Source organism: Streptomyces sp. NPDC001002, from assembly GCF_053599215.1.
The window spans coordinates 1-17,526 of record NZ_JBSFLV010000024.1; the positions used below are offsets into that span (position 1 = coordinate 1).

15 protein-coding genes are annotated in these 17,526 nt (G+C 69.8%); 4 read left to right on the top strand and 11 right to left on the bottom strand.

The annotated features are described in order from the left end of the window. Positions 1-203: 203 nt before the first annotated feature. The 3 genes from ACWDR3_RS13635 to nsdA all read right to left on the bottom strand — a co-directional run bounded on the left by ACWDR3_RS13635 (position 204) and on the right by nsdA (position 3,673). Complete coding sequence (locus ACWDR3_RS13635) at positions 204-542, bottom strand: P-II family nitrogen regulator (RefSeq protein WP_123997477.1); 339 nt, start codon at positions 540-542, stop codon at positions 204-206. Next, positions 539-1,861, bottom strand: a complete 1,323-nt coding sequence (locus tag ACWDR3_RS13640) for an ammonium transporter (protein ID WP_450352669.1) — start codon at positions 1,859-1,861, stop codon at positions 539-541. The genes ACWDR3_RS13635 and ACWDR3_RS13640 overlap by 4 nt, the downstream gene beginning before the upstream one ends. 324 nt (positions 1,862-2,185) lie before the next feature. After that, positions 2,186-3,673, bottom strand: coding sequence for a transcriptional repressor NsdA (nsdA, locus tag ACWDR3_RS13645; RefSeq protein WP_450352670.1), 1,488 nt, complete (start codon positions 3,671-3,673; stop codon positions 2,186-2,188). 456 nt (positions 3,674-4,129) lie between these two features. On the opposite strand from nsdA, the gene ACWDR3_RS13650 reads away from it, so the two are divergent. Next, a complete protein-coding gene (locus ACWDR3_RS13650; protein ID WP_450352671.1) occupies positions 4,130-4,786 on the top strand; it encodes a bifunctional DNA primase/polymerase in 657 nt (218 codons plus the stop codon). Positions 4,787-5,035: 249 nt separating this feature from the next. On the opposite strand, the gene ftsY is transcribed toward ACWDR3_RS13650, so the two are convergent. Beyond that, a complete protein-coding gene (gene ftsY / locus ACWDR3_RS13655; RefSeq protein WP_450352672.1) occupies positions 5,036-6,247 on the bottom strand; it encodes a signal recognition particle-docking protein FtsY in 1,212 nt (403 codons plus the stop codon). A gap of 157 nt (positions 6,248-6,404) precedes the next feature. Here ftsY and ACWDR3_RS13660 point away from each other — a divergent pair, with 157 nt between their 5' ends. Then, positions 6,405-7,373, top strand: coding sequence for an LLM class flavin-dependent oxidoreductase (locus ACWDR3_RS13660; RefSeq protein ID WP_450352673.1), 969 nt, complete (start codon positions 6,405-6,407; stop codon positions 7,371-7,373). Positions 7,374-7,379: 6 nt separating this feature from the next. Here the strand turns inward: ACWDR3_RS13660 and ACWDR3_RS13665 are convergent, their stop codons facing one another. From ACWDR3_RS13665 to ACWDR3_RS13680, 4 genes are all read right to left on the bottom strand, one after another. Beyond that, complete coding sequence (locus ACWDR3_RS13665) at positions 7,380-8,801, bottom strand: sugar porter family MFS transporter (protein ID WP_450352674.1); 1,422 nt, start codon at positions 8,799-8,801, stop codon at positions 7,380-7,382. Between the two features lie 179 nt (positions 8,802-8,980). Beyond that, the gene (gene smc / locus ACWDR3_RS13670; RefSeq protein WP_450352675.1) at positions 8,981-12,622 is read right to left on the bottom strand and encodes a chromosome segregation protein SMC; all 3,642 of its coding nucleotides are present in this window, start codon (positions 12,620-12,622) and stop codon (positions 8,981-8,983) included. 215 nt (positions 12,623-12,837) lie between these two features. Then, positions 12,838-13,041 carry a hypothetical protein gene (locus ACWDR3_RS13675; RefSeq protein ID WP_079659246.1) on the bottom strand — a complete coding sequence of 68 codons (204 nt, stop codon included), beginning with the start codon at positions 13,039-13,041 and terminating at the stop codon, positions 12,838-12,840. Between the two features lie 378 nt (positions 13,042-13,419). Beyond that, complete coding sequence (locus ACWDR3_RS13680) at positions 13,420-13,701, bottom strand: acylphosphatase (protein ID WP_450352676.1); 282 nt, start codon at positions 13,699-13,701, stop codon at positions 13,420-13,422. A 210-nt stretch (positions 13,702-13,911) separates the two neighbouring features. Here ACWDR3_RS13680 and ACWDR3_RS13685 point away from each other — a divergent pair, with 210 nt between their 5' ends. Both ACWDR3_RS13685 and ACWDR3_RS13690 read left to right on the top strand, forming a co-directional pair. Continuing rightward, positions 13,912-15,024: a CAP domain-containing protein gene (locus ACWDR3_RS13685; RefSeq protein WP_450352677.1), complete on the top strand. Its 1,113-nt coding sequence runs from the start codon at positions 13,912-13,914 to the stop codon at positions 15,022-15,024. A gap of 80 nt (positions 15,025-15,104) precedes the next feature. Then, positions 15,105-15,506 (top strand): winged helix-turn-helix transcriptional regulator, encoded by a 402-nt coding sequence (locus tag ACWDR3_RS13690; RefSeq protein ID WP_450352678.1) that lies wholly within the window; start codon positions 15,105-15,107, stop codon positions 15,504-15,506. Here ACWDR3_RS13690 and mutM read toward each other — a convergent pair. From mutM to rpmF, 3 genes are all read right to left on the bottom strand, one after another. After that, on the bottom strand, positions 15,479-16,339 hold the full coding sequence (gene mutM, locus ACWDR3_RS13695) for a bifunctional DNA-formamidopyrimidine glycosylase/DNA-(apurinic or apyrimidinic site) lyase (RefSeq protein WP_450352679.1): 861 nt from the start codon (positions 16,337-16,339) through the stop codon (positions 15,479-15,481). The two genes, ACWDR3_RS13690 and mutM, sit on opposite strands and share 28 nt — an antisense overlap. A gap of 84 nt (positions 16,340-16,423) precedes the next feature. Next, entirely contained in the window at positions 16,424-17,344 is a 921-nt protein-coding gene (gene rnc / locus ACWDR3_RS13700) for a ribonuclease III (RefSeq protein WP_450352680.1), read from the bottom strand. A 7-nt stretch (positions 17,345-17,351) separates the two neighbouring features. Continuing rightward, a complete protein-coding gene (gene rpmF, locus ACWDR3_RS13705; RefSeq protein ID WP_073491177.1) occupies positions 17,352-17,525 on the bottom strand; it encodes a 50S ribosomal protein L32 in 174 nt (57 codons plus the stop codon). Position 17,526 lies beyond the last annotated feature (1 nt).

The window sequence follows — 17,526 nt, forward strand, 5'->3', positions numbered from 1 at the left end:
GGCGGCCCGGACGCACGCCCCGACGTCCGCGACCACGAAGTGGACCCGCCAGTGGGGCCGGAGCGTGGGATCGGGGGCGGCTCCCAGAGCGCCGGCTCCTGGAGGAGGCGCAGCCGGGCCGCCGCGTAGCCGCTGGGTCCCGAATCCTCTGCTTCGTTGCGCACGTCCGTGCTCGACACCCAGCGACTCCTGTTCCTCTTCTTTTAGAGCGCGTCCGGTCCGCGCTCGCCGGTCCGGACCCGTACGGCCGTCTCGACCGGGAGGGACCAGACCTTGCCGTCACCGATCTTGCCGGTGCGGGCGGCCTTGACGATGACGTCGATCAGCTGCTCGGTGTCGTCGTCCTCGGCCAGTACCTCGATACGGATCTTCGGTACCAGGTCGACCGTGTACTCGGCACCGCGGTAGACCTCGGTGTGACCCCGCTGACGACCGTAGCCGCTGGCTTCGGTGACCGTCAGGCCGTGGACCCCGAAGGCCTGGAGGGCCTCCTTGATCTCGTCGAGCCGATGCGGCTTCACGACGGCGGTGATGAGCTTCATGCGTCCACCTTCTTCGTCTCCGCGGCGGCCAGTGCGCCGCTGCCGATGCCACCGCCGGCGCCGCTGAAGTCGTATGCGGTCTCGGCGTGCTCGGCCTGGTCGATGCCCGAGATCTCCTCGTCCTCGCTGACCCGCATACCGATGGTCTTGTCGATGAGGAAGGCGAGGATCGCGGAGGCGATCAGGGAGTAGGCCAGGACGGCGAAGACACCGGCGCACTGCTTCCAGAACTGGTCGAGGCCGCCGCCGTAGAAGAGGCCCTCGACGTCGGACTGGCCCTTGCCGCTGGCGAAGAAGCCGATGAGCAGGGAGCCGACGACACCGCCGACCATGTGGACGCCGACCACGTCGAGCGAGTCGTCGTAGTTGAAGCGGTACTTCAGGCCGACGGCCGCGGCGCAGGCGACACCGGCGATGACACCGACCGCGATCGCGCCGAGCGGGCTGACCGCACCGCCGGACGGGGTGATGGCGACCAGACCGGCGACCGCGCCGGAGGCGGCGCCCAGGGTGGTGAACGCGCCGTGCCGGATCTTCTCGTAGGCGAGCCAGGCGAGCATGGCGGCCGCGGTGGCGATCTGCGTGTTGACGAACATCAGCGGGCCGACGCCGTCGTCGTTGCCGAGCCAGGAGCCGGCGTTGAAGCCGAACCAGCCGAACCACAGGAGACCGGCGCCGAGCATGACCAGCGGGAGGCTGTGCGGGCGCATCGGGTCACGCTTGAAGCCGGTGCGCTTGCCGATGACGAGGATCACGCCGAGTGCCGCGGCACCCGCGTTGATGTGGACCGCCGTACCACCGGCGAAGTCGATCACACCGAGCTCGAAGGCCCAGCCGCCGGTGCCCCAGACCCAGTGCGCGACCGGGAAGTACACGACCGTCGCCCACAGCACGACGAAGAGCGACCAGGCGGTGAACTTCACGCGGTCGGCGATCGCGCCGCTTATCAGGGCCGGCGTGATGATCGCGAACATCATCTGGAAGACGGCGAAGACGAAGACCGGGATCGTGTACCCCGACCAGATGTCCATCTTGTCGATGCCGCTGAATCCGACGAAGTCGGACTCCCAGCCGATCAGCGAGCCGTGGTCGGTTCCGAACGACATGGAGAAGCCGTAGAGCACCCACAGGATCGTGACGATCCCGATGCTGATGAAGCTCATCATCAGCATGTTGAGCGTGCTCTTGACGCGGACCATGCCTCCGTAGAAGAAGGCGAGGCCCGGAGTCATGATCAGCACCAGGGCGGAACAGATAAGCATGAAGCCTGTGTTGGCGGCAGACAACTTGTCTGCGGCAAGCGTGATGGCTGGTGCCATCGGCGTCTCCTCGTCGTTGGTACGGCCCCGTGCGGGCGAAGCCTGAGCGGTCATGAGGGGTGGGCCGGTTATGCGCCATGAGATTGGCGCAGCGCGGTTTCCGTCGAAGCCCCTCGATGTTTCGCCGCCGTGACGAAGGCGTCCTGCGTGTTACGCGTCGATGAACTGGCAGATGTTCGGCGGAGCGATCGTTATCGTGGCGCAACCTTCCCTGGAGGAAGCAAACCGGCCGCGGTCGGCCTTCCGATGACCTGGCATGGGGGAGCCGAGTCGGGCAGTTCGGGAGGGCCGGCCGCGGCCGGAGTTCTGGGGCTGTGCCGTGTCTCAGACCGCTTCGGCGGTCTCCGGCAGCTCGATGGCGAGCTTGTCGGTGAGGTCGATGACCTCGGCGAGGTCACCGAAGTCGCGGACGGCCGTGTCGACCGTCTTTCGAATACGAGTGTTGACGCGCTCCGAGCGGACCTTCTTGGCTACGTGCATGGCCTCCTCGACCAGAACCGTGCTCCGCTCGGGCTCACGCTGCAGCAGGTGCACGGTGGCCATGCCGATCAGATTCAGTGCGTACGACCGCTGGTGCTCGCTGTCCTTGGCGAACAGGTCGACGGCCCGCCGCATCACGGGCTCGGCCAGCGAGGCGTAGGTGGGGCTGCGGCCGGCCACGTAGGCCAGGTCGCGGAAGGAGTGGCTGTTCTCGCCGTGCAGTTCGGCCTCGGAGAAGAAGCGGATCCAGTCGGACTCCGGCTCGTCCCAGTCGTCGACGTCGGCGAAGGTGTCCTCGGCCATCCGGACCGCCCGCTTGCACTTGCCGGGCTGCCCCATGTTGGCGTAGGCGCGGGCCTCCATCGCATACAGCATGGACTGGGTGCGCGGGCTCGCGCAGTCCCGGCTGCCGTACTGCGCGAGGTGGATCAGCTCCAGCGCGTCCTCGGGCCGGCCGAGGTGGATCATCTGACGGCTCATGCTGGACAGGACGTACGAGCCGAGCGGCTTGTCGCCCGCCTCCTTGGCGGCGTGCAGGGCGAGGACGAAGTACTTCTGCGCGGTCGGCTGCAGCCCGACGTCGTACGACATCCAGCCGGCCAGCTCCGCCAGTTCGGCGGCGACCTTGAACAGCTTGCGGGTGGTGGAGTCGGGCTGGGGCTCCTGGAGGAGGTCCGTCACCTCGTGCAGCTGGCCGACGACGGCCTTGCGGCGCAGCCCGCCGCCGCACTGGGCGTCCCACTGGCGGAACATCACCGTGGTGGACTCCAGCAGCTCCAGCTCGGGCCGCGACAGCCGGCCGCCGCGCCGACTCGCCGCGAGCGACTCGGCCTGGGCCGACTGGGGGGTGTGCTGCGAGGGCACCAGCCAGCGCTGCATGGGCTCGATGAGGGACGGGCCCGCGGACAGGGCCAGCGAGGTTCCGAGGAAGCCGCGCCGGGCCAGCATGAGGTCACTGCGCGAGAACTCGCTGAGCAGGGCCACCGTCTGCGGGCCCGTCCAGGGCAGGTCGACGCCGGTCGCGGAGGGTGACTGGCGGGCCGCGCGCAGGCCGAGGTCCTCGACGGAGACCACACAGCCGAAGCGCTCGGAGAACAGCTCGGAGAGGATCCTGGGGATGGGTTCGCGGGGGTTCTCGCCGTCCAGCCAGCGGCGCACGCGCGAGGTGTCCGTCGAGATGTGGTTGGCGCCCAACTGGCGTGCCCTGCGGTTGACTTGGCGGGCGAGCTCGCCCTTCGACCAGCCGCTGCGCACGAACCACGACGTGAGCAGCTCGTTGGGCAGCTTCTCCGTGCTGGTCGCGGTTGTCCCGCTTCCGCCGTTGCCGCTCACTGGAACGCCCCCATCCCTGAGACCACTTGTCGCTGAGTGCGCCAAGCCTTATCAGAATGCCGGTAAATACGGCCGTCCGTCTGCTGGTTGTCACCCTTCGAACGGAAAGCCGACTTGCCTCCGGCATACCCACGAGTGCATGTGCCCCCAGGACCCGTGCACTCAAAGTAATCCTACGATCACCGCTCCAGCCATGGCGATCCCGGAAACGCCACCATTCGCCACCCCTTCGAATGAACCTACGGTCGCCCACGCACGATTCACTTGACATAGGACGACCGGGAGTCGGCGGAGCGGTGCACTCAGGGGCGCGCACCGCCGAGTTCACCACCCGGGGCACACTCGCGCGCCGCCTGGACCACGCGACGCGGGGAAGTCGAGAAGCACGAGACAACACAGAGTCACGTTCCGCATCCGCGTCGTAACCACCGACGCGTCGGACACGTTGGAGGGGGCATGGGCTTCACGATCGGCGGCATCCGGGAGATCCGCTCCGGCACGCGTCGGCGCGGCCGCTCCTTCGAGTGCACGGCCGTCGCCGAGTTCACCGGTCTCTGGGGCTGGGACGTGGTACGGGGCGCGCGGGCCGCGGGCGGCGCCTGCTCCTGCGGTCGCACGGACTGCCCCGAACCGGGCGCGCATCCACTGGAGTTCGCGCCCCAGGTGCCGGCCGGCGCCACGCTCGACGAAGTCACCAAGGCCTGGGCGGAGTTCCCGGGAGCGTCGGTCATGCTGGCCGTCGGCCGCGCGTTCGACGTCATCGAGGTGGCCGAACCCGCCGGGCGCCGCGCCCTGGTCCGCCTGGAGCGCATGGGCCTGCCCGTCGGCCCGGTCGCCGCGACCCCCGAGGGCCGCGCCCACTTCTTCGTCGCCCCCGGCGCCGCCGCCGAACTCCCCGAGCTGCTCTACCGCATGGGCTGGGACGACCCGACCTCCCTCGACCTGCGGGGCCTGGGCCCGGGTACGTACATCACGGCCCCACCGTCCGACCGCGGCGGCCTGGGCCCGGTCCACTGGCTGCGCCCACCCGCCCTGGACGCGGCGACCCGCCCCCCGCAGGCCCGCCTGCTCCTGGGCACGCTGGCGTACGTGGCCCACCGCTCGGGGGCGTAGGCCTCCGGCGGTTGGCACGGGGTTCCGGCGTGGGCGTCCGGCAGTGAGCACAGCGAGTTCCGGCGCGGACTCCGGGCGACGAACGCCGCAGGGCGCCGGTCGACGAACACGGAGGGCCTCGGTCCGAGGGCACGAATGGCGCCGCTCCCGGCGCACAAAAGCCGCGCCCGCCCCTGACTGCATATCGGGGGCGGGCGCCTCTTCTTCGGTGCGCGCGGGCTCGCGGTGGCCGCAGGCGGCGCGTGCGGGTCAGTCCCCGATAAGCGCATCCACGAACGCCTCCGGCTCGAAGGGTGCCAGGTCGTCCGCGCCCTCGCCCAGGCCCACCAGCTTGACCGGTACGCCCAGTTCGCGCTGGACCGCGATCACGATGCCGCCCTTGGCGGTGCCGTCGAGCTTGGTGAGGACGATGCCGGTGACGTCGACGACCTCGGCGAACACGCGGGCCTGGACCAGGCCGTTCTGCCCGGTCGTGGCGTCGAGGACGAGCAGCACCTCGTCCAGCGGCGCCTGCTTCTCGACGACCCGCTTCACCTTGCCGAGCTCGTCCATCAGGCCGGTCTTGGTGTGCAGCCGTCCCGCGGTGTCGATGAGGACGACGTCGGCCCCCATCTCCTTGCCCTCCTTGACCGCGTCGAAGGCGACGGAGGCGGGGTCGCCGCCCTCGGGCCCGCGCACGGTGTAGGCGCCGACCCGCTCGCCCCAGGTCTGCAACTGGTCGGCGGCGGCGGCACGGAAGGTGTCGGCCGCGCCCAGCACGACGCTGTTGCCGTCGGCCACCAGGACGCGGGCGAGCTTGCCGGTGGTGGTGGTCTTGCCGGTGCCGTTGACCCCGACGACCATCACGATGCCGGGCTTGCGGTCCTCGGGTTCGGTCTTCACGACCCGGTCGACGTCGGTGCCGACCAGCTTGAGCAGCTCCTCGCGCAGCAGCGAGCGCAGCTCGTCGGGGGTGCGGGTGCCGAGCACCTTCACCCGGGCACGGAGGCCGTCGACCAGTTCCTGGGTGGGCTGCACGCCGACGTCGGCGGTGAGCAGGATGTCCTCGATCTCCTCCCAGGTGTCCTCGTCGAGGTGCTCGCGCGACAGCAGCGTGAGCAGCCCCTTGCCCAGGGCGTTCTGGGAGCGGGAGAGACGGGAGCGCAGCCGGACGAGGCGTCCGGCGGTCGGCTCGGGGACCTCGATCTCGGGGGACGTGAGATCGGGTCCGGCGGGCGGTTCCTCGACGGCGACGGGCGCCGAGCCGCCCGGCAGATCCACCTCCTCTATGGTCCGGCGCGGTTCGTCGCGCGGGGTCTCGGCCTCGTCGCCGACGTGCGGCTCGGCCGGCGGGGCGGTGATGTCGGGCACGGAGGTGGGCGGCGGGGGCAGCGGCTTCTTGCGCCGGCTGCCGATGACGAGCCCGCCGATCGCACCGAGCACGACCACGGCGATGACTACAGCAAGGATGACGGTTTCCATAACGCACCCAGTATCGGCCATGGGTCTTCGCCGTGCTCAGTGCCGTACGGCCCGGAACCACCGCCCGTACGGATCGTGACCGGGGGCCCACGACTCTGGCCGTCTGACGCTCCGTCAGCTACCGTCCCCCGCACATCCGCCCGGCGAAGGGGACCCCATGCCCGTCACGGTCGTACGTTTCAACCTCGTCGAACCCGACGCCACCCCCGCCTCCCTCGGCGCCCGCTACCGGGCCGCCGTGGAGATGGCCGCGTACGCGGACGAGCGCGGGGTCACCACCGTGCAGACCGAGGAGCACCACGGCGTCGCCAACAACTGGCTGCCCTCGCCGTTCGCCTTCGCGGCCACGGTGTTCGGCGCGACCCGCACGATCGCGGTCACCGTCTCCGCGATCATCGGCCCGCTGCACGACCCGCTCCGGCTGGCCGAGGACATCGCGGTGCTCGACCTGCTCAGCGGCGGCCGCCTGGTGACGGTCGCCGGCATCGGCTACCGGCCCGAGGAGTACGCCCAGTTCGACGTCGACTGGAAGCGCCGCGGCAAGCTCCAGGACGAGCTCCTGGAGACCCTCCTCAAGGCCTGGACCGGCGAGGAGTTCGAGTACCGCGGCCGTACGGTACGGGTCACCCCGCGCCCGGCGACCGAGCCGCACCCGCTGCTCCTGGTGGGCGGCTCATCGAAGGCCGCCGCCCGCCGCGCCGCCCGCCTGGGCCTGCCGTTCTTCCCCAGCGCGCATCTGCCGGAGCTGGAGGCCTACTACAAGGAGCGGCTGGTCGAGTACGGCACCGAGGGCTGGACCATGATGCCGACCGCCGAGACGCCCCTGCTGCACATCGCCGAGGACCCCGACCGGGCCTGGGCCCAGTACGGCGAGCACTTCCTGCACGAGGCACGGACGTACGCCTCCTGGCAGTCCGGCGAGATCCGGTCGGCCGTGAAGTCGGGGGCGACGGACGTCGACGAGCTGCGCGCCGAGGGCGTCTACCGGATCCTCACGCCGGACGAGGTCGTCGAGCAGGGGCTCGACAACCTCGTACTGCATCCGCTCGCCGGTGGGATGCCGGTGGAGGAGGGGTGGCGGAGTCTGCGGCTGTTCTGCGACGAGGTGCTGCCGCGGCTCGGCTGAGCCGGGTCAGCCCATCTCCTCCAGCTTCTTGCCCTTGGTCTCCTTCACGAACTTCAGGACGAACGGGATGGAGAGCGCGGCGAAGACCGTGTAGATCACGTAGGTCGCGGAGAGGTTCCAGTCGGCCAGGGACGGGAAGCTCGCGGTGATGGCCCAGTTGGCGATCCACTGTGCGGAGGCGGCGACGCCGAGGGCGGCGGCGCGGATCCGGCTCGGGAACATCTCGCCGAGGAAGACCCAGACCACGACGCCCCAGGACAGGGCGAAGAAGAGGACGAAGACGTGGGCCGCGATCAGCGCGGTCCAGCCCTGTGCGCTGGGCAGCTTGCCGTCGACCAGGTCGAAGGAGAAGGCCCATGCCTCCAGCGCGAGACCGACGACCATGCCGACCGAGCCGATGAGGGCCAGCGGCTTACGGCCGATGCGGTCCACGAAGATCATGGCGATCACGGTGCCGATGATGTTCACGATCGACGTCGTGAAGGAGTAGAAGAACGACTCCGTGGGGTCGACGCCGACCGACTGCCACAGCGTCGAGGAGTAGTAGAACGCGACGTTGATGCCGACGAGCTGCTGGAAGGCCGAGAGGCCGATGCCGACCCAGACGATCGGCTTGAAGAAGAAGCCGCCACCGCCGAGCAGGTCCTTGAAGGTCGACTTGTGCTCGCTCTTCATCGCGTGCTCGATCTCGGCGACGCGGGCGTCCAGGTCGACGTCGTCGCCCTCGACCTCGCGCAGCACGGTGTGGGCGCGGTCGATCTTGCCCGCGGAGATCAGGAAGCGCGGGGACTCGGGGATGGCGAAGGAGAGCAGGCCGTAGAGGACGGCCGGGATCACCATGACGCCGAGCATGACCTGCCAGGCCTCCAGGCCCATGAGCTTGCCGCGCTGGTCGCCGTCGGCGGCGTTCAGCAGACCCCAGTTGACCAGCTGCGAGATCGCGATGCCGATGACGATGGCGGCCTGCTGGAAGGAGCCGAGCCGGCCGCGGTACGCCGGCGGGGAGACCTCGGCGATGTAGGCGGGGCCGATGACGGAGGCCATGCCGATGGCGAAGCCGCCGATGATCCGCCAGAAGGCGAGGTCCCAGAGCGCGAAGGGCAGCGCGGAGCCGACGGCGCTGATGGTGAACAGCACGGCGGAGATCTGCATACAGCGGATACGGCCGATGCGGTCGGCGATCCGGCCCGCGGTCGCCGCGCCGATGGCACAGCCGATCAGGGCGATGGCGATGACCTGCGCCAGGGCCGCGGAGCCGATGTCGTAGCGGTCCCGGATGGCCTCGACGGCGCCGTTGATCACGGAGCTGTCGTAGCCGAAGAGGAATCCGCCCATCGCGGCCGCCGCCGCGATGAAGATGACGTGCCCGAGATGTTCGGGGTGAGCCGGTCCGGCTCCTGACTTGGGGGCCTCAGCGGTGCTGGTCACGTGTACTCCTTGGGCCACCGGCAACACTGCCGAATGGGGACCATGCCAGATCGGTGGCATCTGCAAGTAAAAACGACGTTGCCGAGACTATGCCTTCAAGTTTCGAAGTCAATGGGCGATGAATGTGAGATATCAGCCCACCCGTGAGGGGTTTGTGTTCAAGATTTGAAGGAACGGCTTCAGCGCAGTCGCTGGCTGATGACCTTCGAGACCCCGTCGCCCTGCATGGAGACGCCGTACAGGGCATCGGCGACCTCCATCGTCCGCTTCTGGTGCGTGATCACGATGAGCTGTGACGCCTCCTGCAGCTCCTGCATGATCCGGATCAGTCGCTGGAGGTTGGTGTCGTCGAGGGCTGCCTCGACCTCGTCCATGACGTAGAAGGGGCTGGGTCGAGCTTTGAAGATCGACACCAGCAACGCTACGGCGGTGAGTGAGCGCTCGCCACCGGAGAGCAGGCTCAGCCGCTTGACCTTCTTGCCCGGCGGGCGGGCCTCGACGTCCACGCCCGTGGTGAGCATGTTGTCGGGATCGGTGAGGATCAACCGGCCCTCACCGCCCGGGAAGAGCCGGCTGAAGACGCCCTCGAACTGCACGGCCGTGTCCCGGTAGGCCTCGGTGAAGACCTGCTCGACGCGCTCGTCGACCTCCTTCACCACCTGGAGCAGGTCGGCGCGGGTCTTCTTCAGGTCTTCGAGCTGCTCGCTGAGGAACTTGTGGCGCTCCTCCAGCGCGGCGAACTCCTCAAGCGCGAGCGGATTCACCTTGCCGAGCTGCTGGTACGCCCGTTCGGCCGACTTCAGCCGCTTCTCCTGCTCGGCCCGGTGGAAGGCCTTGGGCCGGTTGCGCGGGTGCTCGGGATCGTCCGGGAGCTCCTCGCCCTCGGCGGCGAGCGAGGGCGGTACGAGCTGGTGGGGGCCGTACTCCTCGACGAGCCCGGCCGGCTCCACGCCGAGCTCCTCCAGTGCCTTGGTCTCCAGCTGCTCGATGCGCATCCGCTTCTCGGCGCCGAGCACCTCGCCGCGGTGCACGGAGTCCGTCAGCTTGTCGAGCTCGCCCTTGAGGTCGCGGCCGGTGGTGCGGGCGACGGTCAGCTCCTGCTCGCGCCTCGCCTTGGCCGCGTCGGCCGCGGTCCGCTCCTCGTCGGCCCGGCCGAGCGACACCTCCACGTGCAGGAGCAGCTGGCGCGCACCGGAGGCGACGGCTTCGGCGACGGCCGCCTCGTGACGCAGCCGGGCACGGCGCTGTTCGGCACGCGCGCGGGCCTCGCGTTCGGCGCGGGCGGCGCGGTCGAGGGAGTCGGCTCGGCCGGCCAGGCCCTTCACACGTTCCTCGTGTGTACGGACCTGGAGGCGGGCCTCCATCTCCGTCTGGCGGGCGTTGGCGCCGTCGGCGGCGAGACGGTCCCGTACGGAGGTGTCGGGTTCCTCCTCGACCGGCATCTCCTCGGCCACGGCGAGCCGTTCGGCGAGTTCTTCGGCGTCTTCCAGGGCCTTGTCGAGGGCGTCCTGTGCGCGGGCGGCGGCTGCGGTGGATCTCTCGGCCTCGCCGGCCGCTCCGCGAGCTTGGCCGGACAGGCGGCCGAGCTGTTGTGCGACGGCGGACTTCTCTCGGTCGGCGGCTCTGCGGCGCTCCCCCAGCGCCTCGACCTGTGCGGCGGCTTCTTTGCGGTGTTCTGTTGCCGCGTGCTGGGTCTCGGTCAACTCGTCGCAGCGGACTGCCAGTTCTTCGAGTTCTGCGGCGGCCTCGTCTACGGAGGCCTGTACTTCGAGGAGGCTGGGGGCGCCTGCGGAGCCGCCGTGGGCGAAGTGGGCGCCCAGTAGGTCGCCTTCGGCGGTGACGGCGGTCAACTCCGGGTGCCGGTAGACCAGTTCCTCGGCGTCTTCGAGGGTGCCGACGACGACGATGCGGTTGAGGAGGCGGCGGATGGCCGGCATGAGGTCGGAGGGGGCGCGGACCAGTTCCGCGGCAGAGAGGGAGGTGTTCTGTGATTCGGCGGCTGCGGGCTCGTCGTGGCTGGTCGCGCCCCGCGGCGGAGCCGCAAATGGATGCAGCCCCGCGCCCCTTGAGGGCGTTGTGGCACCCGGCGTCGAGTCGTCAGGGCCCCCCGCCAACAGCAACGCTGCCCTGCCGCCGTCCTGTTTGCGCAGCAAGCGGATTGCGTCCGCCGCCGAGGACGGGGAGGTCACCGCGATCGCGTCCGCCGCCGCGCCGAACGCCGCCGCCAGTGCCACCTCGTAACCCGGTGTCACCGTGAGGAGTTCTGCGGCCGGGCCCAGTAGTCCGGTGAGGCGGTCCTTCGCGCCCAGCAGTATTCCGGTGCCGTCCTTGCGGCGCAGGCCCAGGGCCAGGGCGTCGTGGCGGGCCTTGGTCGCGGCTCGGCTGCGTTCCGCCGTGGTGGCCGCTTCTCGGGCGGAGGTCAGCGCTGATTCCGCCTCGGCCAGCCGCTGCTTGGCGGTGTTCTGTTGCTCGCCGAGTTCCGCGTCGTCGGCGTCCAGGCCGTCGACCTCCGCCTTGAGGGCCTCGTACTCCTCCTGGGCGGTGACGGCGCGTTCCTGGGCCTCGTCGCGGGCGGCGGCCAGGCGGTCGATCTCGGCCTGCGCGGAGGCGGCGCGCGAACGGGCCGCGTTGACCTGGCCGTTGAGCCGGGCGAGGCCCTCGCGGCGGTCGGCGATCGCGCGGGCCACGTCCTTGAGGCGCCGTTCCTCCTGGGTGAGTTCGCGCTCCAGGTCGGCGCGGTGCGCGACCGTGTCCTCCAGGGCGCGCTCGGCCGCTTCGAGGGCCGCTTCGAGTTCGGCCTCCTGCTCGCGGACCCGGGCGGCCTCGCGCTCCATGTCCTCGGGGTCACGCCCGCGCCGCTCCTCCGGGGGCACCGAGGTGGCGCTCTTCACGCGCGCGTCGGCCAGCGAGATCGTGCCGCGCACCCGCTCGGCGAGCTGGGAGAGTTCGTACCAGGTCTGCTGGGCGCGCTGGAGTCGCGGGGTGAGCTGGCGTACCTCGTCCTCAAGGAGGGCCTCGCGCTGCTGGGCCTTCTTCAGCTCCAGCTCGGCGGCTTCCTTGCGTTCCTTCAGCGCGGCCTCGTCGGCGACCTCGGTCTGCAGCGCGGAGCGCAGCCGTACGAGGTCGTCGGCGAGCAGGCGCAGGCGGGCGTCGCGGAGGTCGGCCTGGATGACGGCGGCCCGGCGGGCGACGGCGGCCTGCCGGCCCAAAGGCTTGAGCTGGCGGCGCAGTTCGTCGGTGAGGTCCTGCACGCGCGCGAGGTTGGCCTGCATCGCGTCCAGCTTGCGCAGCGCCTTCTCCTTGCGCTTGCGGTGCTTGAGGACGCCGGCCGCCTCCTCGATGAAGGCGCGGCGGCCCATGGGATCGGCGTGCAGGACGGAGTCGAGCTGGCCCTGGCCGACGATGACGTGCATCTCGCGGCCGATGCCGGAGTCGGACAGGAGTTCCTGGATGTCGAGGAGGCGACACGTGTCGCCGTTGATCTGGTACTCGCTGCCGCCGTTGCGGAACATGATCCGCGTGATGGTGACCTCGGCGTACTCGATGGGCAGCGCCCCGTCGGAGTTGTCGATGGTCAGGGAGACTTCGGCGCGGCCGAGGGGCGGACGCCCCGTGGTGCCGGCGAAGATGACGTCCTCCATCTTGCCGCCGCGCAGCGACTTGGCGCCCTGTTCGCCCATGACCCAGCTGAGCGCGTCCACGACGTTGGACTTGCCCGAGCCGTTGGGCCCGACGACACACGTGATACCCGGCTCGAACCGGAGCGTGGTCGCCGAGGCGAACGACTTGAACCCTCGGAGGGTCAGGGCCTTGAGGTGCACGCCGCTGGACTCTACCTTCCGCCGCTATCTCACTCCACGAACGTCCGGTTCCCCGCGGTTTCGCCTTTGAACGTGCAGGGCACACCAAACGTTAAAGAGGGTGAAGGGCGACGGGGGAAAGAAAGAAGGGACGCCGAAGCGTCCCTTGCAAACTCTGACAACTTAGCGGCTGATGTTCGCCACCGAACCCCTGCTGTCGTGGTGCGATGCAGTGATCAGGTGAGCGCAGGCTCCGCCTGGCGTGCGTCGATGCTCTCGAGAAGCGAGTCGTGAGAAGCGGCAGCCGTCAGCGCGTCGTTCTCCGCCTGGATCCGTCCGAGCTCGGATTCCAGGTCCTGGACGCGCTGCTGGAGCCGTCGCATCTCGGCGAGGAGTCGCGGGTCGGAACCGCCGACGTAACCGAGAAGCGCCTTTGCCATGATGGATGGTCCTCCACACTGAGTGACCGACCGAAGCGGTGTGGGTCGTGAGGGAATCGCACCCGCAGTGCCTGGCACTGTTGAGATAGTGCTGCCGTTCTCCATGCCAAACAGCTAAGGTGCGCGGGGTTTTCAGCGTCTCACCAAAAAGTTTGACGGTCAACACGATCACGCCCTGTATTGACGGGCAACCCGCTGTCGGCGGCCTGAAGACGGCGGCGCCGCGACTCCTGCGGGGTCCTGAGGGCGTTCGATCATTCTTAGCTGCGGAGCCTGCCACGACACGGGGTTCTTGACAACCACCAGGCCATTTCTGCTTCGGGCAGCTGCCGGTGGCATGTCCCTCCGCTTCCGCCTGCGCCTCTTTACAGAACCGGCTCAACGGATGGCGAAGCCGTCGTATCCCCCACGGGGTGTGTCCCAGATCTCGGTGACACCGTCCACGCGCCCGGGCGTGTCGTCACCCTGGAGCCACCCCAGGAGTCCCTCGCACCGCTCCCGAGGCCCCTCCGCGACCACCTGAACCCGTCCGTCCGCCAAATTGAGAGCAAAACCACTCAGGGACCCGAGCTCCAGCGCCTTGGCCCGCGTGAACCAGCGGAAACCCACACCTTGGACCCGTCCCCGCACCCAGGCGACCAGCCGCACATCCTCGCTCATGAGTGCAACCTAACCGGCCAATGTCTCTCGGGGCACTCCCTCCTCTGGCGCCATGCGGTACCGTCCCCATCCAATGAATCTCATATGAAACTCACTCGATCGAGTGAGATCGCGTGAGTCGGGTCACAGCGAAGATTCCACGGCCCAGAGGTTCCGCGGATCCCGAGGTCCTATGGGTCCGCTCGACCGCAGAACGAGGAAGGCAAGGACATGGGACGCCACCGACGCTCCGCCGCCGGCCGCGCCGCCACGAGCCGCGCCACGGGGGTCACTACAAGGGACGGCTCGTACACGAGCGGCTACGACCCTCAGGAGTACTCGTACAGCTATGAAGCACCGCAGTCCTACGGCGGTGGGGCCCCGGAGTCGTTCGGGACCGGCCCCGTCACGGACAGCGAGGCGCACACCAGGGCGTCCGCGCGCAGCGCCGCCTATCTCTTCGCCAACGAGGACGACTTCGCCACGGTCTTCCCCGACGACGGGCGCTCGCCCGGCGGGGGCTCCGGCCGGGGCCGCTCGCACCGCCGGCGCAAGAAGACCGTGACGCCGGTGAAGTCCGGTCTGCTCGGGGTCTCGGCCGCGGTCGCCATCGGCACCGTCGCGGTCGCCACGGGTTCGATGCCCGGGCTCGAGAACTACAAGCTCGGCGGCGGGGGCGGCGGCGACAAGACGCAGGCCGTCGGTACGCCGAGCAACTCCGCGACCGAGCAGGGCGGCACGTCCGGCAGCGCGGAGAACCGGGACGACGGCTCCTCGACGAGCCGCGACTCCGACCGGGCGGCCTCGCCGAGCACGGTTCCCTCGACCTCGCCCTCGACGGCCGCGCCGACCAAGAAGCCGACCGAGAAGCCGGTGGAGACACCGAGCGAGAAGCCGACCACCACGCCGTCGGCGAAGGAGCCGGCCCCGCCGAAGGAGAGCTCCTCCGCGATCACGGTCACCGCGGAGGCCGCCGCCGAGGCGCAGGTGCTCCAGCTGGTCAACGACGAGCGGGCCAAGGCCGGCTGCAGCCCGGTGGCCGCGAACAGCGCGCTGTCGGACCTGGCCACGGCCTTCAGCGACGCGATGGCCGCGCAGGGCTTCTTCGACCACACCGACCCGAGCGGGGCCACTCCGTGGGACCGCGCGGCGGCCCTGGGCATCACCGGCCTCGGCGGCGAGAACATCGCCCGCGGCCAGGCCGACGCGGCCGCGGTGATGGAGGCCTGGATGAACAGCCCCGGCCACAAGGCCAACATCCTGAACTGCGACTTCAAGACCCTGGGCGTCGGCGTGCACTTCGGCGAGGGCGGCCCCTGGTGGACGCAGGACTTCGGGTACTAGATCCCGTACGTACCCGGGTAGGCACGAATCGAAGGCAGCGCTAACCGGTGGTTAGCGCTGCCTTCGAGTACGCTCGTGGCATGGACATCACGCAGGAGCCCACGGACGTACGGGACCTCCCCTTCAGCGTGTTCGCGAAGGCCTGCCCCTCGCGCGTGACGCTGGAGCACGTCACGGGACGCTGGGGCGGACTGACCCTCGGGGCCCTGTACGAGGGCTCGCTGCGCTTCAACGAGCTGCGCCGGCGCGTCGACGGCGTCAGCGAGAAGATGCTCTCCCAGACCCTGCACGCGCTGGAGCGCGACGGCCTGGTGCACCGCGAGGCCCAGCCGACGAACCCGCCCCGCGTGGACTACGAACTGACCCCCCTCGGCCGCGAGGTCGCCGAGCGCCTCCTCGGCCTCATCCACTTCGTCGAGGGCCGCATGGACGAGGTCCTCGCGGCCCGCGAGCGCTACGACGGGACGCGCGGCGCCCGCTGACACGTCGGGCAGAAGTAGCTGGACCGGTTCATCCACGGCCGCCGGCGCATCGCCGTACCGCACCTCTTGCACGGCAGACCCTCACGCCCGTACGCGTCGAGCGACCGGTCGAAGTACCCGGACTCGCCATTGACGTTGACGTAGAGGCTGTCGAAGCTGGTGCCGCCGACGGCGAGCGCCGCGTTCATCACATCCCTTACGTGGCCCAGGAGTTCGGCCGTGCGCGGGCGGGTGAAGCCGGACGTGGGGCGTTCGTAGTGGACGCGGGCGCGCCAAAGGGCCTCGTCCGCATAGATGTTGCCGACTCCGCTGATCAACGACTGGTCCAGCAGGGCCCGTTTGATCGTCGTGCGCTTGCGGCGCAGCGCTTGGTGGAAGGCCTCGTCGTCGAACAGCGGGTCGAGGGGGTCACGGGCGATGTGCGCGATGACGTCGGGCAGTCCCTCGGGGGTGTTGTCGTGCAACGACAGTCCGCCGAAGGTGCGTTGGTCGACGAAGCGGAGTTCCGTGGCCAGGTCGTCCGCGAATCGGACGCGAATGCGCAGGTGCTTCTCGTCGGGCGACTCCTGCGGCTGGACCAGGAGCTGGCCGCTCATCCCGAGGTGCGCCAGGACCGACTGGTGGGTGTCCTCCAGGGGCAGCCACAGGTACTTGCCGCGCCGGCTGGGGACGCCGACGCGGTGTCCCTTGAGGCGGTGCGCGAAGTCGTCGGCACCGGCGATGTGCCGGCGTACGGCACGCGGGTGCAGCACCTCGGCGTCGGCGACGACACGATGGGCGACCCACCGCTCCAGGCCGCGCCGGACGACCTCGACCTCGGGCAACTCGGGCATCGGGACTCCCGTACCGGAAAACCGCTGTGGATGAACCGAGCGCCCGGCCCACGGAGGGGACGGGCGCTCGGGGTGCGCTGTTCGTCAGGCGGAGACGGACGACGGGCCTTCCCCGTCCTCCTCGGCGGCTTCGACGACTGCCGGTTCGGCAGCCTCCTCGGCCTCCTGCTCGGCGGCCTGTGCGGCCGCCAGCTCGGCAGCTTCCTCGGCGGCCTTCTCGACCGCCAGTTTGGCTCGCTGGTCCGCGTCGGCCCGGATGGACCGCCATGCGGACTCGGCGGCCTGCTGCTCCGCCTCCTTCTTGCTGCGGCCGGTGCCGGTGCCGTACGAGACGCCTCCGACGCGGGCGGCAGCAGTGAAGGTCTTCTCGTGATCGGGGCCGGTCTCCGTGACCAGGTACTCGGGCACGCCGAGACTTTCGGTCGCGGTGAGCTCCTGGAGACTGGTCTTCCAGTCCAGGCCGGCTCCGAGGTTCGAGGACTTCTCGATGAGCGGGTCGAACAGGCGATGCACCAGTTCGGAAGCCGCGTCGAGGCCTCGGTCGAGATAGACCGCGCCGATCACCGCTTCTAGGGTGTCGGCGAGGATGGACGCCTTGTCCCGGCCGCCCGTGCCCTCTTCACCACGGCCGAGCCGGATGAAGGAACCCAGGTCGAGACCTCGACTGACCTCCGCCAGCGCACGAGAGTTGACCACCGCGGCCCGCAACTTGGCCAGTTGGCCTTCGGGCAGGTCGGGGTGGGTCGTGTACAGCGTGTCCGTGACCACGAGGCCGAGCACGGAGTCCCCGAGGAACTCCAGCCGTTCGTTGGTCGGCAGACCGCCGTTCTCGTACGCGTAGGAACGGTGGGTCAGCGCACGCACCAGAAGGGCGGACTCGAGCTGGTAGCCGAGCCGCCCTTCCAGAAGCGTGTGGGACGAGGCCGTGTTGTCCGACTTTTTCCTGGCGGTTGGGTCCGCCTTGGCGTCATCCGCCTTCTTGGCAGTGGACACGGTGCCTCTCACCAGCCGCTCAGACCTCGAGGACCTGGCGCTTGTTGTAAGTGCCGCAAGACGGGCACGCGATGTGCTGCAGCTTGGGCTCGTGGCAGCGCTCGCACGCAACCAGGTTGGGGACCGCAGCCTTCCACTGCGACCGGCGGTGGCGCGTGTTGCTGCGCGACATCTTCCGCTTCGGAACAGCCACG

Coding starts and splice junctions, on each gene's coding strand:
- ACWDR3_RS13650 (WP_450352671.1), top strand. CDS start 4,130: ATGGGCTTCACGATCGGCGGCATCCGGGAGATCCGCTCCGGCACGCGT.
- ACWDR3_RS13635 (WP_123997477.1), bottom strand. CDS start 542: ATGAAGCTCATCACCGCCGTCGTGAAGCCGCATCGGCTCGACGAGATC.
- ftsY (WP_450352672.1), bottom strand. CDS start 6,247: ATGGAAACCGTCATCCTTGCTGTAGTCATCGCCGTGGTCGTGCTCGGT.
- ACWDR3_RS13660 (WP_450352673.1), top strand. CDS start 6,405: ATGCCCGTCACGGTCGTACGTTTCAACCTCGTCGAACCCGACGCCACC.
- ACWDR3_RS13640 (WP_450352669.1), bottom strand. CDS start 1,861: ATGGCACCAGCCATCACGCTTGCCGCAGACAAGTTGTCTGCCGCCAAC.
- ACWDR3_RS13680 (WP_450352676.1), bottom strand. CDS start 13,701: ATGAGCGAGGATGTGCGGCTGGTCGCCTGGGTGCGGGGACGGGTCCAA.
- mutM (WP_450352679.1), bottom strand. CDS start 16,339: ATGCCCGAGTTGCCCGAGGTCGAGGTCGTCCGGCGCGGCCTGGAGCGG.
- ACWDR3_RS13690 (WP_450352678.1), top strand. CDS start 15,105: ATGGACATCACGCAGGAGCCCACGGACGTACGGGACCTCCCCTTCAGC.
- ACWDR3_RS13685 (WP_450352677.1), top strand. CDS start 13,912: ATGGGACGCCACCGACGCTCCGCCGCCGGCCGCGCCGCCACGAGCCGC.
- ACWDR3_RS13675 (WP_079659246.1), bottom strand. CDS start 13,041: ATGGCAAAGGCGCTTCTCGGTTACGTCGGCGGTTCCGACCCGCGACTC.